Below are 17,351 nucleotides of genomic sequence, written 5' to 3'. Positions count from 1 at the left end.
GTAACTCTCCAGCGCTTCCTCCTTCCTTCCAAGATCGTCCAAAACATTTCCTCTTTGGAAATAAGCCATGGCATTTTCAGGATCAAGAGCAATCTTGCGCTCCCATTTTTCCAATTCCTTCTTCAGCTTTTCTTCGTCCATGCCAAATCAATCTTGAATATATCCAATTCTAACCAACGAGAAAACCTTTGAAAAGCCGATAATGGGGATGAAAACAATTTAGCGTGGAAAAGAACTGCTTACTCCTCAATCGGCGTGGCTTCGGGAATGTATTCATTCCCTGCGGGCGCAGGCTGGCGGGTATCGGTGACGAAGCCCAGCACCCGGTCCACGTCCAATTGGGACAGGACGGTGCGCACGTCCTGGTCTTCCAGAAAGCGGGTAAGCTTCACGTCGTTGTAAAGCCCCTGCATGTCTCCTTTTTCCACCAGCAGGCGGATCGCCGGGTCTTCGCTCAGGCTTTTGAGGCTCAGCACGCGGCTGGTGATTCGGGAACGGGGCATGTAGCAGTCAAGCTGGGTGCGGCGCTGGTCGGAGAGCTCCGGGCTGAGCGTCACCAGGTAGGCGATCATCTTGGCCAGGGAGAGCCGTTCCGGGTCGTGTTCCGGAGAGACCTTCACCAGCCACGCCAGATGGGGATTGTCCGTGACGGCCTTCTTGACGGTGTAAATGGTGGGCAGCGAGATGGCGCGGGTTGGGTCCATGTGGTACAGGGCCAGTTCCCGGGCGCGGGTCATTTCCGCCATGGAACCGTAATAAAAGATGCACATGACGCCCACCCAGCAAACCACGGCGGCCATCAGCAGGGTGGTGACCACTCCCTTGGCCCCGCCGAACCCCATCCGGCGGCCCCAGGAGAATACGTCGCTGAACCAGAAGAGGCCATGCATGAAGACAAAGAAGACGGCCAGCGCCCCTCCGATGGACAGCACGGAAACCATCCACTCCCGCGGATCGCTGGTGATGAAGGAAAGGTACGTGAACCCGTATTTGGACAGCCAGAAATACGCCGCCACGGCGGAGAGCACCGCCGCGCCGAACAGGAGCATCTTGATCATCCCCTTCAGCATGCCGAGCACGATGAAGCCGGCCAGCAGAGCGCCCAGAACCAGATAGAATGTGAGGGAGGAATCCATGAGATATCCGGAAAAAAAATCGGCCGCGCCTTTACAGTGCCCGCTGGCAGCGCTGGCGCAGGTAGTGGTCGCACAGGCAGAGCCATGCCATGGCCTCCACAATGGGGACGGCGCGCGGCAGCACGCAGGCGTCATGGCGTCCCCTGCCCTTGAGGCGCGTGTCCTCGCCGGCCCGGTTCACCGTCTGCTGGTCGATCATCAGCGTGGCGGTCGGCTTGAAGCCGATGCACATCAGAATGTCCTCCCCGTTGGAGATGCCGCCCTGGATGCCGCCGGAATGGTTGGTTGTTGTCCGGACGCGGCCGTCCTGCATGCAGAAGGGGTCGTTGTGCTCCAGCCCGGTCATTTCCGCGGCGTCGAATCCGGAGCCCACGGAGAACGCCTTGGTGGCGGGAATGCTCATCATGGCGTGGGCCAGCGTGGCGTCCAGCTTGTCGAAAACGGGGTCCCCCAGTCCGGGAGGGCAGCCGCGCACCGTGCACTTGACCACTCCGCCCAGGGAGTTGCCCGCGTCCCGCGCTTCCTTGATCGCGGAGATCATGGCTTCCGCCACGGCGGGATCAGCCGTGCGGACGATGTTGCCCTCTACCGCGGCGGCGGTTACGGCCGCCCAGTCCACGGAGGCCTTCACCCGGTGCACCTGGTCCACCCAGGCGATGATTTCCATATCGGGAAACGCCTGCTTCAGCACGGCCTTCGCCACGGCTCCGGCGGCTACGCGGCCGATGGTTTCCCGGGCGGAGGCGCGCCCCCCTCCGGCCCAGGCGCGGATGCCGTATTTGGCATCGTACGTGTAGTCCGCATGGGACGGGCGGTAGGTATGCGCCATCTCGTCGTAGGCGGAAGAACGGTGGTCCTTGTTGCGCACGCTGATGGCAATGGGCGTGCCCAGCGTCCTGCCATCCAGCACGCCGGAAAGGATTTCCGCGCGGTCCTCCTCCTTGCGCGGGGTCACGATGTCGCTCTGGCCCGGCCTGCGCCGGTCCAGTTCCCGCTGGATATCCTCCTCTGTCACCGGAACGAGCGACGGACAGCCGTCTATCACCACACCCACCCCGGCTCCATGGGACTCTCCCCACGTGGATATACGGAACACCTGGCCAAAATTGCTGGACATGGCGGCATTCTAGACGCCGCCGTCCGTCCGGTCAAGCCGCCGTCCGCCGCCGCGGGACATAAAAAACACCCCGGCCAGCGCTGGCCGGAGTGCTGAAAGAAGAAAGCTCCCTGTTACGGGCAGCAGCCGTCTTAGCCCTTCATGTTGGAAGAGGCCTTGAAAGCGACCGTCTTGGAAGCGGGGATGGCGATGGCCTTGCCGGTCTTCGGGTTGCGGCCGGTGCGGGCTTCGCGGGTCTTGGTAGCAAACGTACCGAAACCGATGATCTGCACCTTGCCGGCGGACTGCACGCCTTCCTTGATGGATTCCAGCACAGCGGCCAGAGCTTCTTCAGCGTGCTTCTTGGTCGTATCGGCACCCAGCTTCTTTTGAATCAATTCGATCAGTTGAGCCTTGTTCATAGGACTTCGGTGAATAGCACATGGATATCTGACAGTAAAGAAAAAATGCGTAATACGGACAAAACGGGGCCAAATCGGCCCTTTAATCACCGTCATCAGGCAGTCTTTCCACGGCGGCCCCGATGGCCAGTAGCTTTTCGTCAATCATCTCGTAGCCGCGGTCAATGTGGTACAGGCGGTGGATCTCCGTGGTGCCCTCCGCCTTCAGGGCCGCCAGTACCAGAGCGGCGGACGCCCGCAGGTCGGACGCCATCACGGGCGCGCCGCTCAGGGAGTCCACGCCGGAGATGACTGCCGTGCCGTTGTCCACCTTGATGTTGGCGCCCATGCGCTTCAGTTCGGAGCAGTGCATGAAGCGCTGCGGAAAAATAGTATCTTTCACGACGGAAATGCCGGGTGTGGTGGCAAACAGGGCCGTCATCTGCGCCTGCATGTCCGTGGGGTAGCCGGGATAGGGGGCCGTCTTGATTTCGCCGCTTTTCGGCATCTTTCCGGCAATGATGGTGACGGTGTCCCCGCGTTCGTTAAACTCCACATGGTGCCCGCATTGGCGGAGCAGGCCGGTAATGACGGACATGTGCTCCTCGCACACGCGCCTCAGCGTCACGCCGTCTCCCATCATGGCGGCCGCCACCATGAAAGTTCCGGCCTCGATCCGGTCCGGAATGACGGTGTGGTTGCAGCCCCGGAGCTTTTCCACCCCCTCAATGACGATCCGGCGCGTTCCGGCGCCCTGGATATTGGCTCCCATCTTGATCAGAAAATTGGCCAGGTCAACCACTTCCGGTTCCGCCGCGGCGGATTCAATGACGGTGGTGCCTTCCGCCAGCACGGCGGCCATCATCAGGTTGTCCGTCCCCAGGACGGTGGGGCCGTGGTCGCCGTTCAAATCCACCGTGGCCCCTTTCAGGCCGCGGGGCGCTTCAATAATCAGGTTCCCGCGTTCTATCTGGACAGTCGCGCCCAGGGCCTGAATGGCCCGGATGTGAAGGTCCACGGGACGGTCGCCGATCACGCAGCCGCCCGGCAGGGGAATCACGCACCGCTGCATGCGAGCCATCAGCGGCCCCAGAAGACAGATGGAAGCGCGCATTTTGCGCACCTGCTCGTAGGCGGCTTCCGAGTGCAGGTTCTTGGCCTCCACGCGCACGTTGCCGCTGGAACGCTCCACGGACGCTCCCAACTGGCCCATGATCTGCACCATGAAATTGGTGTCAGAAACGTCCGGCACGCGGCGCACCACCACGGGTTCATCCGTCAGCAGGGAGGCAGCCAGAATGGGCAGGGAAGCGTTTTTGGAACCGCTGATATTGACGGCTCCCCTGAGCGTAAATCCTCCGTGTACAACAAGCTTCTCCATAGTGGTGGCAATTAGGTGACGGATTCTACACATTTGAGGCGTCCTTGCAATCCCAAACAGGCCACGGAAGCGGACAAATTCCCCGGATGTTTTTGTTCCGGGGAAAACCGCGCCGGAACGGACGATGAAAAAAACATCAGGGCCGATCAGGTCCTGTAAGCCAGATTTTGTCCGCCGGCGGATGCCGGCTGTGTGGTCATTTTTCTCACGCGGAATGCTTGGGCATCCCGCGCGCCCATTCGTTTTACGGAACGGATGCGACTAATACCCGGGGATCCGGCGGGCAGGCTACCCTTCCCCTGTTTGTCTTGCATCGCGCGGGGTTTACCATGCCTCCTTGGTCGCCCTTGGAGCGGTGAGCTCTTACCTCCCCTTTTCACCCTTGCCTGAACGGGGAAACCCCGTCCGGGCGGTTTGTTTTCTGTGGCACTTTCCGTCCGGGAACCCTTGGGAGGTTCCCGTCTCCCGCTTTCACGGGACACGCTGCCTTGTGATGTCCGGACTTTCCTCTATCCCGGTCCGAAAACCGGAACAGCGACCACCCGGACCTGATCGGCACGGACTACATACGCTTTCGGGAAGGCCCGGTAAAGCCCAAAGAAAAAACCGGGGCATTTTTCGGCGCCGGCCTTTCCGGGCCTGGCGCCCTTTCTCCGCTCCATCCCGTTTCCGGGAAATTCCATCCGGACGGCCCTCCCGTAAATCGTTTCCCTCTTCCATCGGAAAGGCCGGAACTCCCGTATTCCCGCATGTCCGGAAAGTGTGCGGACGTCCCCATCTCCCGGCAGAACATGGAGGGAGAGCGTTCTTCACCAGCCCCTTTCAGACTCACCTTCCTCTCCTGCTGGGGCGGAATGGCCGGAATCCCTGTGAAACGGACGGAAAAAGCGGCCACAGGATGCCTCCCGTGACCGCTCCAACTTACTACCTATGAAAACCAGCTTCGTCTGTTGCTCCTGAAAAGCTCTCTCCTTCCTTTCAGGCAGACTCTGCCGATAACGCCGGCAATATACTTCCCCGCCGCGGAAAATCAATCCCCATTCTGGTCCGCATCCCCTTTCCTCCGGAAGAATCGCGGCCCAGCCGGGCTTCCGGCACGGTTTCCGCCACAGGGAGGGCTTTTCTTCCTCTCCCACCATTCCGCTCCGCTCTTCCGGCCCTTCTAATTGGCTTGATTCGGAGGCCGATACAGGGTAGTTCTTCCGGGACACAAAAGCTCATGAATCTTCACTCCCGTTCCATTCCTTCCCTGCAAGGGGTACTGACCGTACCCGGAGACAAGAGCATCTCCCACCGCGCCGCCATTCTGGGCGGCCTGGCGGACGGAGTGACGGAAGTGGACAACTTCCTGTGCAGCGAGGACTGTTTGAACACCCTGCGCGCCATGGAACAACTGGGAGCGCGGGTGGAAGTGCTGGAAAACCGGGAAGGCTGCGGCCCCGTGCGCTTCCGCATCACGGGCGTGGCCATGCGGCCCCATTCTCCCTCCCGTCCCATTGACTGCGGGAATTCCGGCACGGGCATGAGACTGCTGGCCGGCATGCTGGCCGCCTGCCCCTTTGATTCCGAGATGTTCGGGGACGCCTCCCTGAGTTCCCGCCCCATGGGCCGCATCATGAGCCCCCTGGAACAGATGGGGGCACGGATTGAGGCCCGCGGAAGCAAACCCGGGTGCGCTCCGCTGTTCATCCACGCGGGACACGTCCGTCCCATCTCCTACATCCTTCCCATGGCCAGCGCCCAGGTGAAAAGCGCCATCCTGCTGGCCGGCATGTTTGCCGGGGGAACCACCACCGTCATCCAGCCCGCCGTTACGCGCGACCACACGGAACGCCTGTTCCGCCATTTCGGCGTTCCCTGCTCCGTGGACGGCCTGGCTGTCAGCACGGAAGGCCCCGCCCTTCCCCGCGCCCACGACCTGACGGTTCCGGCGGACATTTCTTCCGCCGCCTTCTGGATGGTTGCCGCCGCCACCCGCCCCGGCTCCCGGCTGACGCTCCGCCAGGTGGGCCTCAACGAAACCCGCTGCGCCGTCATCAGCGCCCTGCAGCGCATGGGCGCACACATGGACATTGTGAAAACCTCTCCGGAAGATGCCGGGGAACCCTACGGAGACATCACCATCTACGGCGCCGATTCCCTCCACGGTACCGCACTTCTGCCGGAGGAAATCCCCAACCTGATCGATGAAATTCCCATTCTCGCCGTAGCGGGAGCCTTGTCGGACGGCGACCTTGTCGTCCGCAACGCCCGTGAATTGCGGGTGAAGGAGACGGACCGGATCGCCACCACGGCGGCCAACCTCCGGGCCATGGGCGCGACCGTTGAAGAATTTGACGACGGAATGATCGTCCGCGGCGGCACGGCTTTGAAAGGCGCGGAACTGCCCAGCTACGGAGACCACCGGATCGCCATGAGCTTCCTGGTGGCGGGATTCAGCGCCAGCGGAGAAACCGTCCTGACGGATGCCGGATGCATTAATACGTCCTACCCCGGATTTGACCGGGATTTGAGCCAATTCCTCCCATAAACGGCGGAAAACGTTCATGGGAGTTTCCCTTCACCGTTTGCCGCCTCTGACCATCCATCTCACCGTGGGAGGATAGCCGGATCAAGGAACTCCGGCCCTCCTTCCTGCTTTCCCATTCCGCTCTCCAACGCCCTTTCCCTGGAAAGTGAGCTTGTAAATCTGTTGTTAAGAACTTTCCTTATTCCTCCATGAAAAGGAACGGCGTTTCCCTTCTTCACCGGGTTTCAAGCCGAGTTCTCTCTTGCCAGATCACTTTTCATTCGCCATAATAAAAAAAGCATATGAACACTTTTGTCTCTCTTTGTCTCATTGGCGGCCTCGGCATCGGCTCCCTCTGTTCTGCCCAGCAGGTTATGGACAACGATGCCAAGAAGAAGGTCATCAAGGATTTGGATAACCTTCTGGCGCTGAACAGATCCGCAGAAACCAAAGTAATCAATGCGGCTATCAGCAGGCTCTCCTCCGCAGGCCGGGACCCCAATGCCGCCTACGATTTGCTGATCCAGTCCAAGAAGCTTCTGATGGAGGCGGAAAAGGAAAAGGACCGCCAGCAGGGCAAAAGCGCCAAGAACGCATCCAACGCCCTGAAGGACTGGATGGACCGCGAAGCCAAGAAATACCAGGACAAAAACTCCCGCAAGGGGCTGATGCTTCAATATCAGTGGGGCGTTCTCGTCCTCAAGGCCCGCCTGAAGGAGAACATGATGAAGGCCACTTCCACAGGCAGCGTGGAAGAAGAAATTCTGGACGTTACGGAATTCCAGAAGCCGGCCATGGATTTGCTGAACGCCTACATTTCCGCCTGTTCCGATCCCGACTTCGTGGACCCTTCCTCTTCATCCAAGAATAACAATGGCGGAGGCGGGGGCCGGGCCGGCGCGCGCATTGCGGAACAGTCCGTGCTGGGCACGGAAGTGGGCGAAGCTCTCGGCATCGCCAGCATGTCGTCCCGGGCATTTCCGGACTCCATGAAAAACCGGGATGAAATTTTTGAAAAGCTCTTCTTCGCCGGCTACCGGAAAACCCGGAATCTGGCTGCATTGAGAACGGCGTGGAACAGACGGATCGCCATGGAAACGCTCCTCGGCAAGGTGAGCCACGCCATTTCCTCCGGTAAAAAATCCGGGATGCAGGGCCGCATCGCCTCCGCCTCGGAAGAAGAATTCGACGAACGGGATTTATCCCAGCTCGACCGCCTGCGCTGGCGCTGCGAACTGGACTGCTTTGAACTCGGCGACCAGGCGAACGCCACCCGGAACATGATGGTGCTGATCAAGAACACGGCGGACCCCGTCCGCCGGGAACAGGGCATCAGAACCCTCCGGGACAAGCTCATCCAGAGCATGCGGAAAATGATGCCCGGCGTCGAGGATGAAATGGCCGCATCGGACTCTCCCTCCGCGGCACCGCGCCCCGCCGCCCCCCGTCCTCCCGTTCGGCGGACTCCTTCCACCACGATAACGACGAGCCGGGAGATGGACGATCCGGGCGCCATCGGCACGGACGTTCCCAAGCCTCCCAAACCGGACCCCGCCAAGAGCGACGACTTTTTTGAAGACGCCTGAACCGTCTTCATCCCGGAAATACCGTCCTGCGGCGGCACCGGCGTACACGGAATGCGCAGAGCATTCTTGACGTCCGGCGCCGCCGTTTTACTATGGGAGCCATGTATCAGCCATTTCAATTTTTCATGCCCGCCCAGATCTTCTTTGGCGCGGGATGTCTGGACCAGCTTGGCACGGCTCCCCTTCCCGGCTCCAAGGCCCTGGTCGTCATCGGCGGAACGTCCGTCAGGCGTCTCGGCTATCTGGACCGCGTGCAGTCCCTGCTGAAACGGCAGGGCGTGGAAAGCGTCGTCTTCGACAAAGTGCAGCCGAATCCCGTGGTGGAACACGTGATGGAGGCCGCCGCCCTGGCGAAGGAAACGGGCTGCGACTTCGTAGTCGGCCTTGGCGGGGGCAGCAGCATGGACTCCGCCAAGAGCATCGCCGTGATGGCCGCCAATCCGGGAACGTACTGGGACTACATCCAGGGAGGCTCCGGCCTGGGGCTTGAAATTCCCAACCAGCCCCTGCCCATCGTCTGCATCACCACCACGGCGGGCACGGGGACGGAAGCGGACCCCTGGACCGTCATCACCAAGGAGGACACGCAGGAAAAAATCGGCTTCGGCTACCGGGGAACCTTCCCCACCATGTCCATCGTGGACCCGGAACTCATGCTGTCCGTTCCTCCCAAATTGACCGCCTACCAGGGCTTTGACGCCCTGTTCCACGCCGTGGAGGGATACATGGCGAAGGTGGCCTCCCCCATGAGCGACATGTTCGCCCTCCAGGCCATCGAATACATCGCCAAATACCTTCCCCGCGCCGTGGACGACGGGCAGGACCTGGAAGCGCGGGCCTATGTCGCGCTGGCCAATACCTATTCCGGCTTTGTGGAAACCATCTCCTGCTGCACCTCGGAACATTCCATCGAGCACGCCCTGAGCGCCTACCATCCTTCCCTGCCCCACGGAGCGGGCCTGATCATGATCTCCTGGGCCTACCATGAAGCCTACGCCCCCAGCTGTCCGGAACGGTACGCCAGAGTCGCCGCGGCCATGGGCATGGAACCCTCCGTGGACGGTTTCCTGAACGGCCTCAACAAGCTCAAGGAAGCCTGCGGCGTGGACAAGCTGAAAATGTCCGACTTCGGCATCACTCCGGACTTGTTCGAGGAATACGCCGGAACCGCCTTTTCCACCATGGGAGGGCTGTTTGAGCTGGACCGCTGCAAGTTCACCACGGCGGACGTCGTGAGCATCCTGGAAAAGTCCTATTCGTAAGCGCGGAAATTCCGCCGCCGCTTCCTTGTGATTGACTTGCTTCAGGATAATATGCAAGTATCCGGGCCGTCCGCTTCCCCTGCGGACGGCTCTTTTATTTCCGTCAAACCCTCTTTTTTCCTCCATGTCCCTTCCCCTCCTCGTCACCGGAACCATCGGCATTGACACCATCATCACCCCCCGTGGACGGGCGGAAGGGGTGCTGGGCGGTTCCGTCTCCTTCGCCGCCGTAGCGGCCCTGCTCTTTGCGGACCGGGTGGATGCCGTCAGCATCGTCGGGGAGGATTTTCCCGTTCATTACGAGGATGCCTTGGCCGCCAAAGGGCTGTGCATGGACGGGGTGGAGCGCAAAAAGGGACCTTCCTTTGCCTGGACCGGGGAGTACTTCGACAACATGAACAAGCGCAGGACGGTCTGCGCCAACGATTCCGTGATGCTGGACTGGCAGGTGAACGTGCCGGACGCCTTGCGCGGCCACCCCGTGCTGGTGTGCTGCTGCATGGTTCCCGCCCAGCAGCTCAAGTGCATGGAACAGTGCCCGGACGCCTCCCTCGTGCTTTCCGACTCCATGGACAAATGGCTGCGGCGCCAGCCGGAACTGCTGGACGCCGTCATCTCCCGCTCCCATATCACGATGATGAACGAGGACGAGGCCAAGGAATACGCCGGAGCCTCCACCGTTCTGGAAGCCGGGGAATTCCTGCTTTCCAGGGGAGCCTCCTACGCCGTCGTGAAGCAGGGCGAATACGGCGCCACCCTCATCGGCCGCGGGGAGGACGGCCGGACCAGGATTTTCCGCTGCCCGGCCTACCCCCTGAAAACGCTGGTGGACCCCACCGGGGCCGGGGACACGTTCCTGGGCGCGCTGGCGGGCTACCTGTCCACCCTGCCGGAGGGCCTGCCCTCCTTCGAGGACGTGAAGCGCGGCATTGTGTACGGCACGGTAGCCGCCTCCTTCACGTGCGAATCCTTTTCCGCGGACGCCCTGCTTTCCATGACTCCAGAAACGTTCCGCAGACGCCTGGCGGAATACACGGAAATGTGCAGCATGCCTGCCGCATGCAATTCATGGGTTTAATGTTTCCGGCCATGAAAAACCCCGGCGTGGGCAGGCGCGCCGGGGCTGTTGAAATGAAATCAATTCGCAGGAAAAGACCGGTTACATGTCCTGAAGGCCGAATTTGAGCTCGGCTTCGGAAACCACCTGGCCGTTGACCAGGCAGCGGCCGATGGCCTGCCCGATGTTGCCGCGCATCTTGACAAGTTCCGCCTCAATGATCAGGCAATCTCCGGGAACGACGGGATGGCGGAACTTCACCTTGTCCGCACTCATGAAGTAGCCGATCTTGCTGGCGTTTCCGGGCTGGCGCAGCATGACGATGGAGGCCACCTGCGCCATGGCTTCCACCTGGAGCACGCCCGGCATGACCGGATGGCCCGGGAAGTGGCCCTGGAAGAAGAGCTCGTTCATGGTGAGGTTTTTCAGGCCGCGGCACTTGGTTTCCCCCTCAAAGCCCACAATGCGGTCCACCATCAGGAAGGGATAGCGGTGGGGCAGCAGGCTCATCACTTCATTGATGTCCAGCACGGCGTCTCCGTACGGCACGTTGACGGGGTTGGGCATAAGCTGAAGATTGCGCTTGTGCTCCTTCTTGAGTTTGGCGGTGAGTTCCGTATTCGGGCCGTGCCCCGGCTTGATGGCGATCACGTGGCCCAGGATGGGCTTGCCGCACAGGGACAGGTCCCCGATGAGGTCCATGGCCTTGTGCCGGGCGAATTCGTTGATAAAGCGCATGGGCTCCTTGCTCATGAGCTCCTCCCCGCGGATGACCACGGCGTTTTCCAGGCTGCCGCCCTTGATCAGCCCTTTTTCCAGCAGGGGCTTGATGTCCTCGTAAAACGTGAAGGTGCGTGCGGGGGCCAGTTCCTTTTCATAAGTCTCCGGCGTGATGACGGCGTCAAAATACTGCGTAATGCGGTTTTCCGGCCCCACGCAGGTGACGGAAACGCGGAACTGCTTGGAGGGAAGAATGGTCAGGATGGAGCCGCCCCGGGTTTCAATGGTCACGGCCTCCCGCACTTCCAGATAGCGGCGCGGAGCGTCCAGTTCCACAATACCGGCGCTTTTGATCAACTCCACGTAGGGAGCGGAGGAGCCGTCGCCGATGGGAGGTTCGTTGGCATCCATCTCAATGACGGCATTGTCAATGCCCATGCCCGTCAGGGCGGAAAGGATATGCTCCACGGTATGCACCTTTACGGAACCTTCCGCCAGGCTGGTGGCCCGTTCGACGGTCTGCACTTTTTCCACGTCCGCATTGATGAAGGGCTGGTCAGGCAAATCCACGCGGCGGAACTTGATGCCGAAGTCGGCGGCGGCCGGCTTCAGGGTCAGGGTGACGGGCTGTCCCGTATGCAGAGAGGTTCCGGCCAGGGAGGCCGGAGAGCCGACAGTTCTTTGGTTTCCACATGCCATGCGGGAATGCTAGTGAATGAGACCCTGTTTGAAAAGCACGAAATCACCGATTTTCCTGCAAATTCAAGCTTTCCAGCGTGTCATCGGAAAAAGGGCGGAAAAAGGACGCTTGAAAAAGCCCCTCTCTCCCATTAGTCATGACACATGCACATTACGGACGGTTCCGGCACTTGCGGCATATCCCGCGCGTTCATCCTCGGCGCCGGGCTGGGCACCCGCCTGCGGCCCCTGACCGGCATACTGCCCAAGCCGCTGATTCCCTTCTTTCATGAACCGCTCGTCCTGCACGCGATGCGCCGCTGCCACGAATGCGGCATCCGTGAATTCATCATCAACACCCACCATCTGGCGGACGCGTGGGACAGGGTTTTTCCGGAACGCTCCTGGAACGGCTGTCCCGTGCATTTCAGCCATGAGGCCGTGCTGCTGGATTCCGGCGGCGGCGTCAAGAAAATAGAACCCTGGGCCGCTGCGGACGAACCGCTTCTGGTGATGAACGGGGACACCGCCGCCACCTTCGACCTGCGCCGCGTGATAGCCGCCCACATGGAACGCCGCCCTGCCGTTACCCTGGCGCTCCGGACGGACGGAGACAAGCGGAACGTGGGGTTTGACGCCTCTTCCGGCCTGGTGACAGATATGAGGCACGCGCTGGGACGGGATCCGGGAACCTGCCAGTTCACCGGAGCGTACTGCATGGAGCCGGAAGTGTTCGGACGCATTCCCGCGGACGAGGCCGTTTCCATCATTCCCGTCTTCCTGGACTACATCCGGGAAGGCCGCCTGCACGGAATTCTGGCGGACGACGGCCTGTGGATGGATATGGGAACGCCGGAATCCTACCTTCAGGCCCACCTGGACTTTCCCTCCCCCGTTCCGCGCATCCATCCGGAAGCGGAAATCTCCTCCGGGTCTTCCGTGGACGCCGCCTGCGTGGTCGGCCCCGGCGCCGTTGTGGAGGAAAACTGCCGTCTGAACGGCTGCATCGTCTGGCCCGGTGCCCGGGTTCCCGCGGGAACCCGCGCGGAACGCCGCATTTTTTATCTTTCCCGCTGATTGCTCCCATGATGAACATTTTCCGTCTCCTTGCCCTGCTCCTGTGCGTTTCCGGCCTTGTCCACGCGGAACACCGCGTCTTTACGAAGAAGGACGGCTTCCTCTCCATGAAGGACAAGCTGAACGTGTACTTTTTCCGGTCGGACACGCACCGCTTGCTGGTGCGCGACGAAGGCAGCGTGAAAACTCCCCGCTACGGCTCTCTGGACAAGGCCATGCGCAGAAGCCCGTGCGTAGCCGGGGTGAACGGCGGCTTCTTCGGCGCGGATGCGGCGGGAACTCCCCTGGGGCTGGTCGTCCAGGACGGCAAACGCCTTTTCCCGCTGGCCTCCGGCTCCTTTGCCGTGTCCGGAGTCGTTTACTCCGGAGGCAAAAACGGCCTGGAACTGGTGCGCAGCTCCGTTCTTAAACGGATGAAAAGCCTCCCCACCATGCAGGCCGCCATCCAGGGCGGCCCCTTTCTGGTGGAAAACGGAACGGCCGTCAAAGGCCTGAACGCGGAAAAATCCACCTACCGCACCTTCATTGCCACGGACGGCGGCAAACGGTGGTGCATCGGCGTTTCTTCCTCACTGACGCTGGAGGAACTGGCGGCATGGCTGTCCATTCCGGGCGCTCTGGGCGACTTCAAGGTAAAGACGGCGCTGAACCTGGACGGAGGCTCCTCCTCCGCCTTCTGGTGCCATGAGTCCGGCATCTCCTACCCCTCCTTCAAGCAGGTCAGGAATTATCTGGGGGTGGCTCCCCTGTCCGGACGGTAAACGCCGTCGCGCACGCCTTCCTTTCCCGCTCCGCGCCCGGCCGCCAGAATCCTGCGCACCAGCAGGGCCAGGAAAAGCAGGAAACAGGCCGGAACGGCCCAGTCCCCCAGCATGGCGTACAGGGTCACCTCCGTGCAGCCGGCGGGAAGCGTGGCGGTCATCACGCCCCTGGTGAAGGGGGAGCCGGAGGCATCCCGCAAATCCGCGATTACGGCCCCGTTGGGGGCCAGGGCCACGCTGACTCCCGTATTGGCCGCCCGGACCATGGAACGGCGCAGCTCCATGCACCGGAAGGCCGCGTTGCGCCAATGCTGTTCGTTCGCCCAGGAGCGGTTGAACCATCCGTCATTGGTCACGTTCACCAGTACCTGGGGCTCCGGCCGCACAAAGCGGCGCACCCAGCTTCCCACCACGTCTTCAAAGCAGACCAGCGGAATCACCCCCACCTTCACGGAACTTCCGGGGCGGATGGGCACCGGGACGGGATCGGAGGAAGTGCCCGGCGTGTAATTCATCCCCATGGCCGTTCCGGCGGAAGCCTCAAAAGCTTTTTCCAGGAACGGGAACGTCTCCCGCATGGGAATGTATTCCCCGAAGGGAACCAGGACGGCCTTGGCGAAAGGAACAGCCGTGGAATAGTCCCCTTCAAACACGGTCAGGCAGTTGTAGGCGCGCGCCACGCGGCCTTCGTCGGAAAGGTAGATATCGTCCGTGCCCGTCAGCAGGATGAAATCGCAGACCCTGTCGCGAATGGCCTGGACGTACTCTTCCTCCGCGCTCAGGAAATTGACGTTGTCCTGCCCCGGAAACCTTTCTCCCGTGGAATCCCGGTAAAACGTGGAGATGGGGAAGGAACTCTCCGGCCAGATCACCCAGGCGGGCATTTCCAGGGAGGTCTCCGTCCCTTCCCGGGCGGACCGTTCCAGCGCTTTTTCCTGAAGCTCCAGCATCCCCTGCTCCGTCGTCGCCAGCAGTTCCCGGTAAATGTTTTCCCTGTTGCCCGCGTCCCATTTTTCCTTCTGGCTCAGGTTCAGCTGGACGGTCATGACGGGAACCGTGAAAGCCCCGTTTCCGGTGGAAACGTCGGAAAGAGGAGCGTAGCGCGCCGTCCACTGCACGCCGATGACGAACATGCCCAGCAGAACCGCCACCAGCATGAAGAAATCCCACGGCACGGACCTTCTGCCTTCATGCATCACCATGGTTCCCGCACGGCGGCAGACGCGCCACAGCCAGATGGAAAACACGGAGGGGATGAAGGCCAGGGCCGTCACGCCGAAGTATTCCGCCCATTGGGCCAGGGGATTCCCGTACAGGGCCACCCCCAGGTTGTTCCAGTTGAAGCCCGGGATCAGCCAGCCCCGCAGCCATTCCAGGCACACCCACAGGGAGGCCCCCGCCAGCGCTGCCGCGGCGCTGGGCGCCATGTCGCGCATGGCCCACTCCTTCCAGGCGCGCCTGCGTTCCGCGGGCGGAAGCTGCGCGTCAGGCAGCGGGAGCCGTGCCGGACGGAACCGGGTTCCCATCACCAGGCCCCAGATGCCGGGAAACAGGCCCCCGTAAAAAAGAATCAGCGGAATGTAGCCGAGCGTGCTCACCTCATTGATCCACCACAGGGAAATGCCGAAAAACACGACTCCGCACGTCCACCCATACAGGAAATACGCCAGGGCGCCGCGCTTCCCTTCGCGCCGGGGGCCGTACCACAGGGCCGTCAGCAGGGGCAGAAGCGCTATCCAGACGCAGCCGCTCCAGTCCACCGGAATAAAGGAACAGGCCATAAGCGCCCCGGAAAGGGCGGACAGCAGGAAGGCGGCCCACAGGGGGAGGGCGCGCGGGGTGGATTGTGGAACGGCGTGCATCGTGGAATAAGGAAAAAAAACAAAGCCTTTTCAGCGGAAAAGGCGCTCCGGCATTCTTCCTCATGCTGACTCATTCCTGCAACAAAAAAGATTGCAAAATTCAGTCAAATGCGGAAATAGTTAGCCCAGTTCATACAACCCATCCATACATATGGCAGATATAGACGAAAAGACACCATTAAACGTCCCCGGCAAGTTTTACGTGGACAGTTCCTGCATCGACTGCGACCTTTGCCGCGAAACCGCTCCGGAAAACTTTGGCCGCGACGAAGACGAAGGCGTATCCTACGTCAAGAAGCAGCCGGACAATGAAACCGAACTGGAAGCCTGCGTGGAAGCCCTGGAAGGCTGCCCTGTGGAAGCCATCGGCGACGACGGCGAATAACCATCTTCTTGCCACCTTACAGCGCCCGGGCTTGTGAACAGACATGCTCCGGGCGTTTTTCTTTAACCGGCCCTCTTTTTTCCTTCCGCCCTTCCCCGTGATGATTCCGCCCTGGTCAGCCTACGTTCCCGACAGGGACCGTCCCGACCCCCATGCCTCCCCCACCCGGTACGAATACCTTTCCCGGGACGAACAGGAGGTGCGGCAGGCCCTTGCGGACTGGTTCCAGGCCGTTCCGGTGTTCAGTGAAACGCGCAATGTCCACACGGCGGAATCCCTGCTGGGGGCCATCCTCTCCAAACTGCCCCTGGATGAAGAAGGCATGGACCCCGAACTTCTCCGGAAGGGGTGGATGGCCGCGGCGGGACCGTTCCTGGGGAAGCAGGCCTGCCTGATATCCCTGGTCAAGGGCGTGGCGACCGTCCAGGTCATTCAGCCCGCCATGCGCTACCATCTCCAGCAGTGGCAGGGAGCCCTTCTGGGGAAATTGAAGGAACAATTCGGGCAGGACGCCGTCCATTCCATCAACATACGGATAGGCTGAATTGCGCCTTCCCGCCGCTTGCCCGCAAAGGTTGAGATCAGCTTTTCGGGAGAACCATGTCCCTGGCTGGCGGTTGTCTTTTACGCGTTCTTCTCCAATTTCTCTCCTACCGCTCTCAAAATCCATTCCTCGACGGACAACCCTTCCTTGACGGCCTGTCTGGCTATTTCATTCAGGGTTGAATTTTTCATGCGCACGGCAATTTGAGATTCCAGTTCCGAAGGACTGTCCTTGCCCATCAAATGACGCAATGAAGCCTGCACATTCCTGGGAATTCTTTGACGGGCAAACCAGTTGTGAACCACGGTGGTCTGGATTCCGAGAGCCTTGGCAATTTCAGCCCGGCTGATGGAATGCTCATGGAGCCACTGGCCTAACTTTTTGGTATCCACATAGTCCGGTCCAGGCTGGGAATTGCTCGTAAACATGCGTCGGAATTATCAAATAGAACCAAGTTCATAGAAAGAAAGAGCTTGTGCAATTCGCATTTATTATGTTAATAACTCGCATAAGATGATCATTGCGATTAACGATTAGACGCGGGAACAGGCCGTTTCGTTAATAATCGCGTGATCTGATGACTTCAACCCATCCACAACCATGAAGAAAAACATATGTGATATTGAAGTATCCCTGGTAAAAAAATCCTTATTCCAATAGAACCCATGAAAACGCTCTCTTCCTGATGGCCGCATTTATTCCTTTTCATGCGGAAACCGTCCGCGTTCCGGAGCCGGGCTGCGGCCCGTCTTTCCATGCAAACGGTCTTTTGCGGCTTGTCAAGGAACCGGGAACGGCTGCATGAAGTTCACCGCCCAGCTTTCCCCGATACGGAAACGGAGCGGTCTCCATCCCAAAAGCCGGCCGGACCCACGGGCAAAAAAACTGTTGCCCGC

16 protein-coding genes and 1 other RNA gene are annotated in these 17,351 nt (G+C 60.7%); 8 read left to right on the top strand and 9 right to left on the bottom strand.

The window, feature by feature from the left end; all coding sequences use genetic code 11:
- The 6 genes from HMPREF3039_RS14555 to rnpB all read right to left on the bottom strand — a co-directional run.
- Positions 1-141: tetratricopeptide repeat protein (locus HMPREF3039_RS14555; RefSeq protein ID WP_156473583.1), on the bottom strand; the 141-nt coding region annotated here is incomplete at its 3' end.
- Between the two features lie 98 nt (positions 142-239).
- Positions 240-1,136 (bottom strand): hypothetical protein, encoded by an 897-nt coding sequence (locus tag HMPREF3039_RS00825; protein WP_067570331.1) that lies wholly within the window; start codon positions 1,134-1,136, stop codon positions 240-242.
- A 31-nt stretch (positions 1,137-1,167) separates the two neighbouring features.
- Positions 1,168-2,253 (bottom strand): chorismate synthase, encoded by a 1,086-nt coding sequence (aroC, locus tag HMPREF3039_RS00820; RefSeq protein ID WP_067570333.1) that lies wholly within the window; start codon positions 2,251-2,253, stop codon positions 1,168-1,170.
- 131 nt (positions 2,254-2,384) lie between these two features.
- Positions 2,385-2,654 carry an HU family DNA-binding protein gene (locus HMPREF3039_RS00815; protein ID WP_067570335.1) on the bottom strand — a complete coding sequence of 90 codons (270 nt, stop codon included), beginning with the start codon at positions 2,652-2,654 and terminating at the stop codon, positions 2,385-2,387.
- Between the two features lie 82 nt (positions 2,655-2,736).
- On the bottom strand, positions 2,737-4,014 hold the full coding sequence (gene murA / locus HMPREF3039_RS00810) for a UDP-N-acetylglucosamine 1-carboxyvinyltransferase (RefSeq protein ID WP_067570337.1): 1,278 nt from the start codon (positions 4,012-4,014) through the stop codon (positions 2,737-2,739).
- 140 nt (positions 4,015-4,154) lie between these two features.
- An RNA gene (gene rnpB, locus HMPREF3039_RS00805) (RNase P RNA component class A) lies at positions 4,155-4,568 on the bottom strand.
- Between the two features lie 665 nt (positions 4,569-5,233).
- Between rnpB and aroA the strand changes: the two genes are divergently transcribed.
- The 4 genes from aroA (at position 5,234) to HMPREF3039_RS00785 (ending at position 10,449) form a co-directional block, all read left to right on the top strand.
- Positions 5,234-6,544 (top strand): 3-phosphoshikimate 1-carboxyvinyltransferase, encoded by a 1,311-nt coding sequence (gene aroA / locus HMPREF3039_RS00800; RefSeq protein WP_067570339.1) that lies wholly within the window; start codon positions 5,234-5,236, stop codon positions 6,542-6,544.
- Between the two features lie 281 nt (positions 6,545-6,825).
- A complete protein-coding gene (locus HMPREF3039_RS00795; RefSeq protein WP_067570341.1) occupies positions 6,826-8,109 on the top strand; it encodes a hypothetical protein in 1,284 nt (427 codons plus the stop codon).
- Between the two features lie 101 nt (positions 8,110-8,210).
- Positions 8,211-9,371, top strand: a complete 1,161-nt coding sequence (locus HMPREF3039_RS00790; protein ID WP_067570411.1) for an iron-containing alcohol dehydrogenase — start codon at positions 8,211-8,213, stop codon at positions 9,369-9,371.
- 124 nt (positions 9,372-9,495) lie between these two features.
- Positions 9,496-10,449, top strand: a complete 954-nt coding sequence (locus tag HMPREF3039_RS00785; RefSeq protein ID WP_067570343.1) for a PfkB family carbohydrate kinase — start codon at positions 9,496-9,498, stop codon at positions 10,447-10,449.
- Between the two features lie 81 nt (positions 10,450-10,530).
- Here the strand turns inward: HMPREF3039_RS00785 and HMPREF3039_RS00780 are convergent, their stop codons facing one another.
- On the bottom strand, positions 10,531-11,847 hold the full coding sequence (locus tag HMPREF3039_RS00780; RefSeq protein ID WP_067570345.1) for a bifunctional UDP-3-O-[3-hydroxymyristoyl] N-acetylglucosamine deacetylase/3-hydroxyacyl-ACP dehydratase: 1,317 nt from the start codon (positions 11,845-11,847) through the stop codon (positions 10,531-10,533).
- A gap of 144 nt (positions 11,848-11,991) precedes the next feature.
- Between HMPREF3039_RS00780 and HMPREF3039_RS00775 the strand changes: the two genes are divergently transcribed.
- Together HMPREF3039_RS00775 and HMPREF3039_RS00770 are read left to right on the top strand one after the other, a co-directional pair.
- Complete coding sequence (locus HMPREF3039_RS00775; protein ID WP_067570347.1) at positions 11,992-12,903, top strand: nucleotidyltransferase family protein; 912 nt, start codon at positions 11,992-11,994, stop codon at positions 12,901-12,903.
- An 8-nt stretch (positions 12,904-12,911) separates the two neighbouring features.
- Positions 12,912-13,664: a phosphodiester glycosidase family protein gene (locus tag HMPREF3039_RS00770; RefSeq protein ID WP_067570349.1), complete on the top strand. Its 753-nt coding sequence runs from the start codon at positions 12,912-12,914 to the stop codon at positions 13,662-13,664.
- On the opposite strand, the gene lnt is transcribed toward HMPREF3039_RS00770, so the two are convergent.
- Complete coding sequence (gene lnt / locus HMPREF3039_RS00765) at positions 13,631-15,526, bottom strand: apolipoprotein N-acyltransferase (protein WP_067570351.1); 1,896 nt, start codon at positions 15,524-15,526, stop codon at positions 13,631-13,633. The genes HMPREF3039_RS00770 and lnt overlap by 34 nt on opposite strands.
- Positions 15,527-15,677: 151 nt before the next feature.
- On the opposite strand from lnt, the gene HMPREF3039_RS00760 reads away from it, so the two are divergent.
- Together HMPREF3039_RS00760 and HMPREF3039_RS00755 are read left to right on the top strand one after the other, a co-directional pair.
- A complete protein-coding gene (locus HMPREF3039_RS00760; RefSeq protein ID WP_067570353.1) occupies positions 15,678-15,911 on the top strand; it encodes a ferredoxin in 234 nt (77 codons plus the stop codon).
- Between the two features lie 100 nt (positions 15,912-16,011).
- Positions 16,012-16,455, top strand: coding sequence for a DciA family protein (locus tag HMPREF3039_RS00755; protein WP_231863809.1), 444 nt, complete (start codon positions 16,012-16,014; stop codon positions 16,453-16,455).
- An 80-nt stretch (positions 16,456-16,535) separates the two neighbouring features.
- On the opposite strand, the gene HMPREF3039_RS00750 is transcribed toward HMPREF3039_RS00755, so the two are convergent.
- Positions 16,536-16,883: a hypothetical protein gene (locus HMPREF3039_RS00750; protein ID WP_067570357.1), complete on the bottom strand. Its 348-nt coding sequence runs from the start codon at positions 16,881-16,883 to the stop codon at positions 16,536-16,538.
- Positions 16,884-17,351: the final 468 nt, after the last annotated feature.

Source organism: Akkermansia sp. KLE1798 (assembly GCF_001580195.1).
GTDB classification, from domain to species: Bacteria; Verrucomicrobiota; Verrucomicrobiia; order Verrucomicrobiales; family Akkermansiaceae; genus Akkermansia; species Akkermansia biwaensis.
The sequence above is the reverse complement of the archived record's forward strand: the minus strand, read 5'-3'. Positions and strand labels throughout refer to the sequence as shown.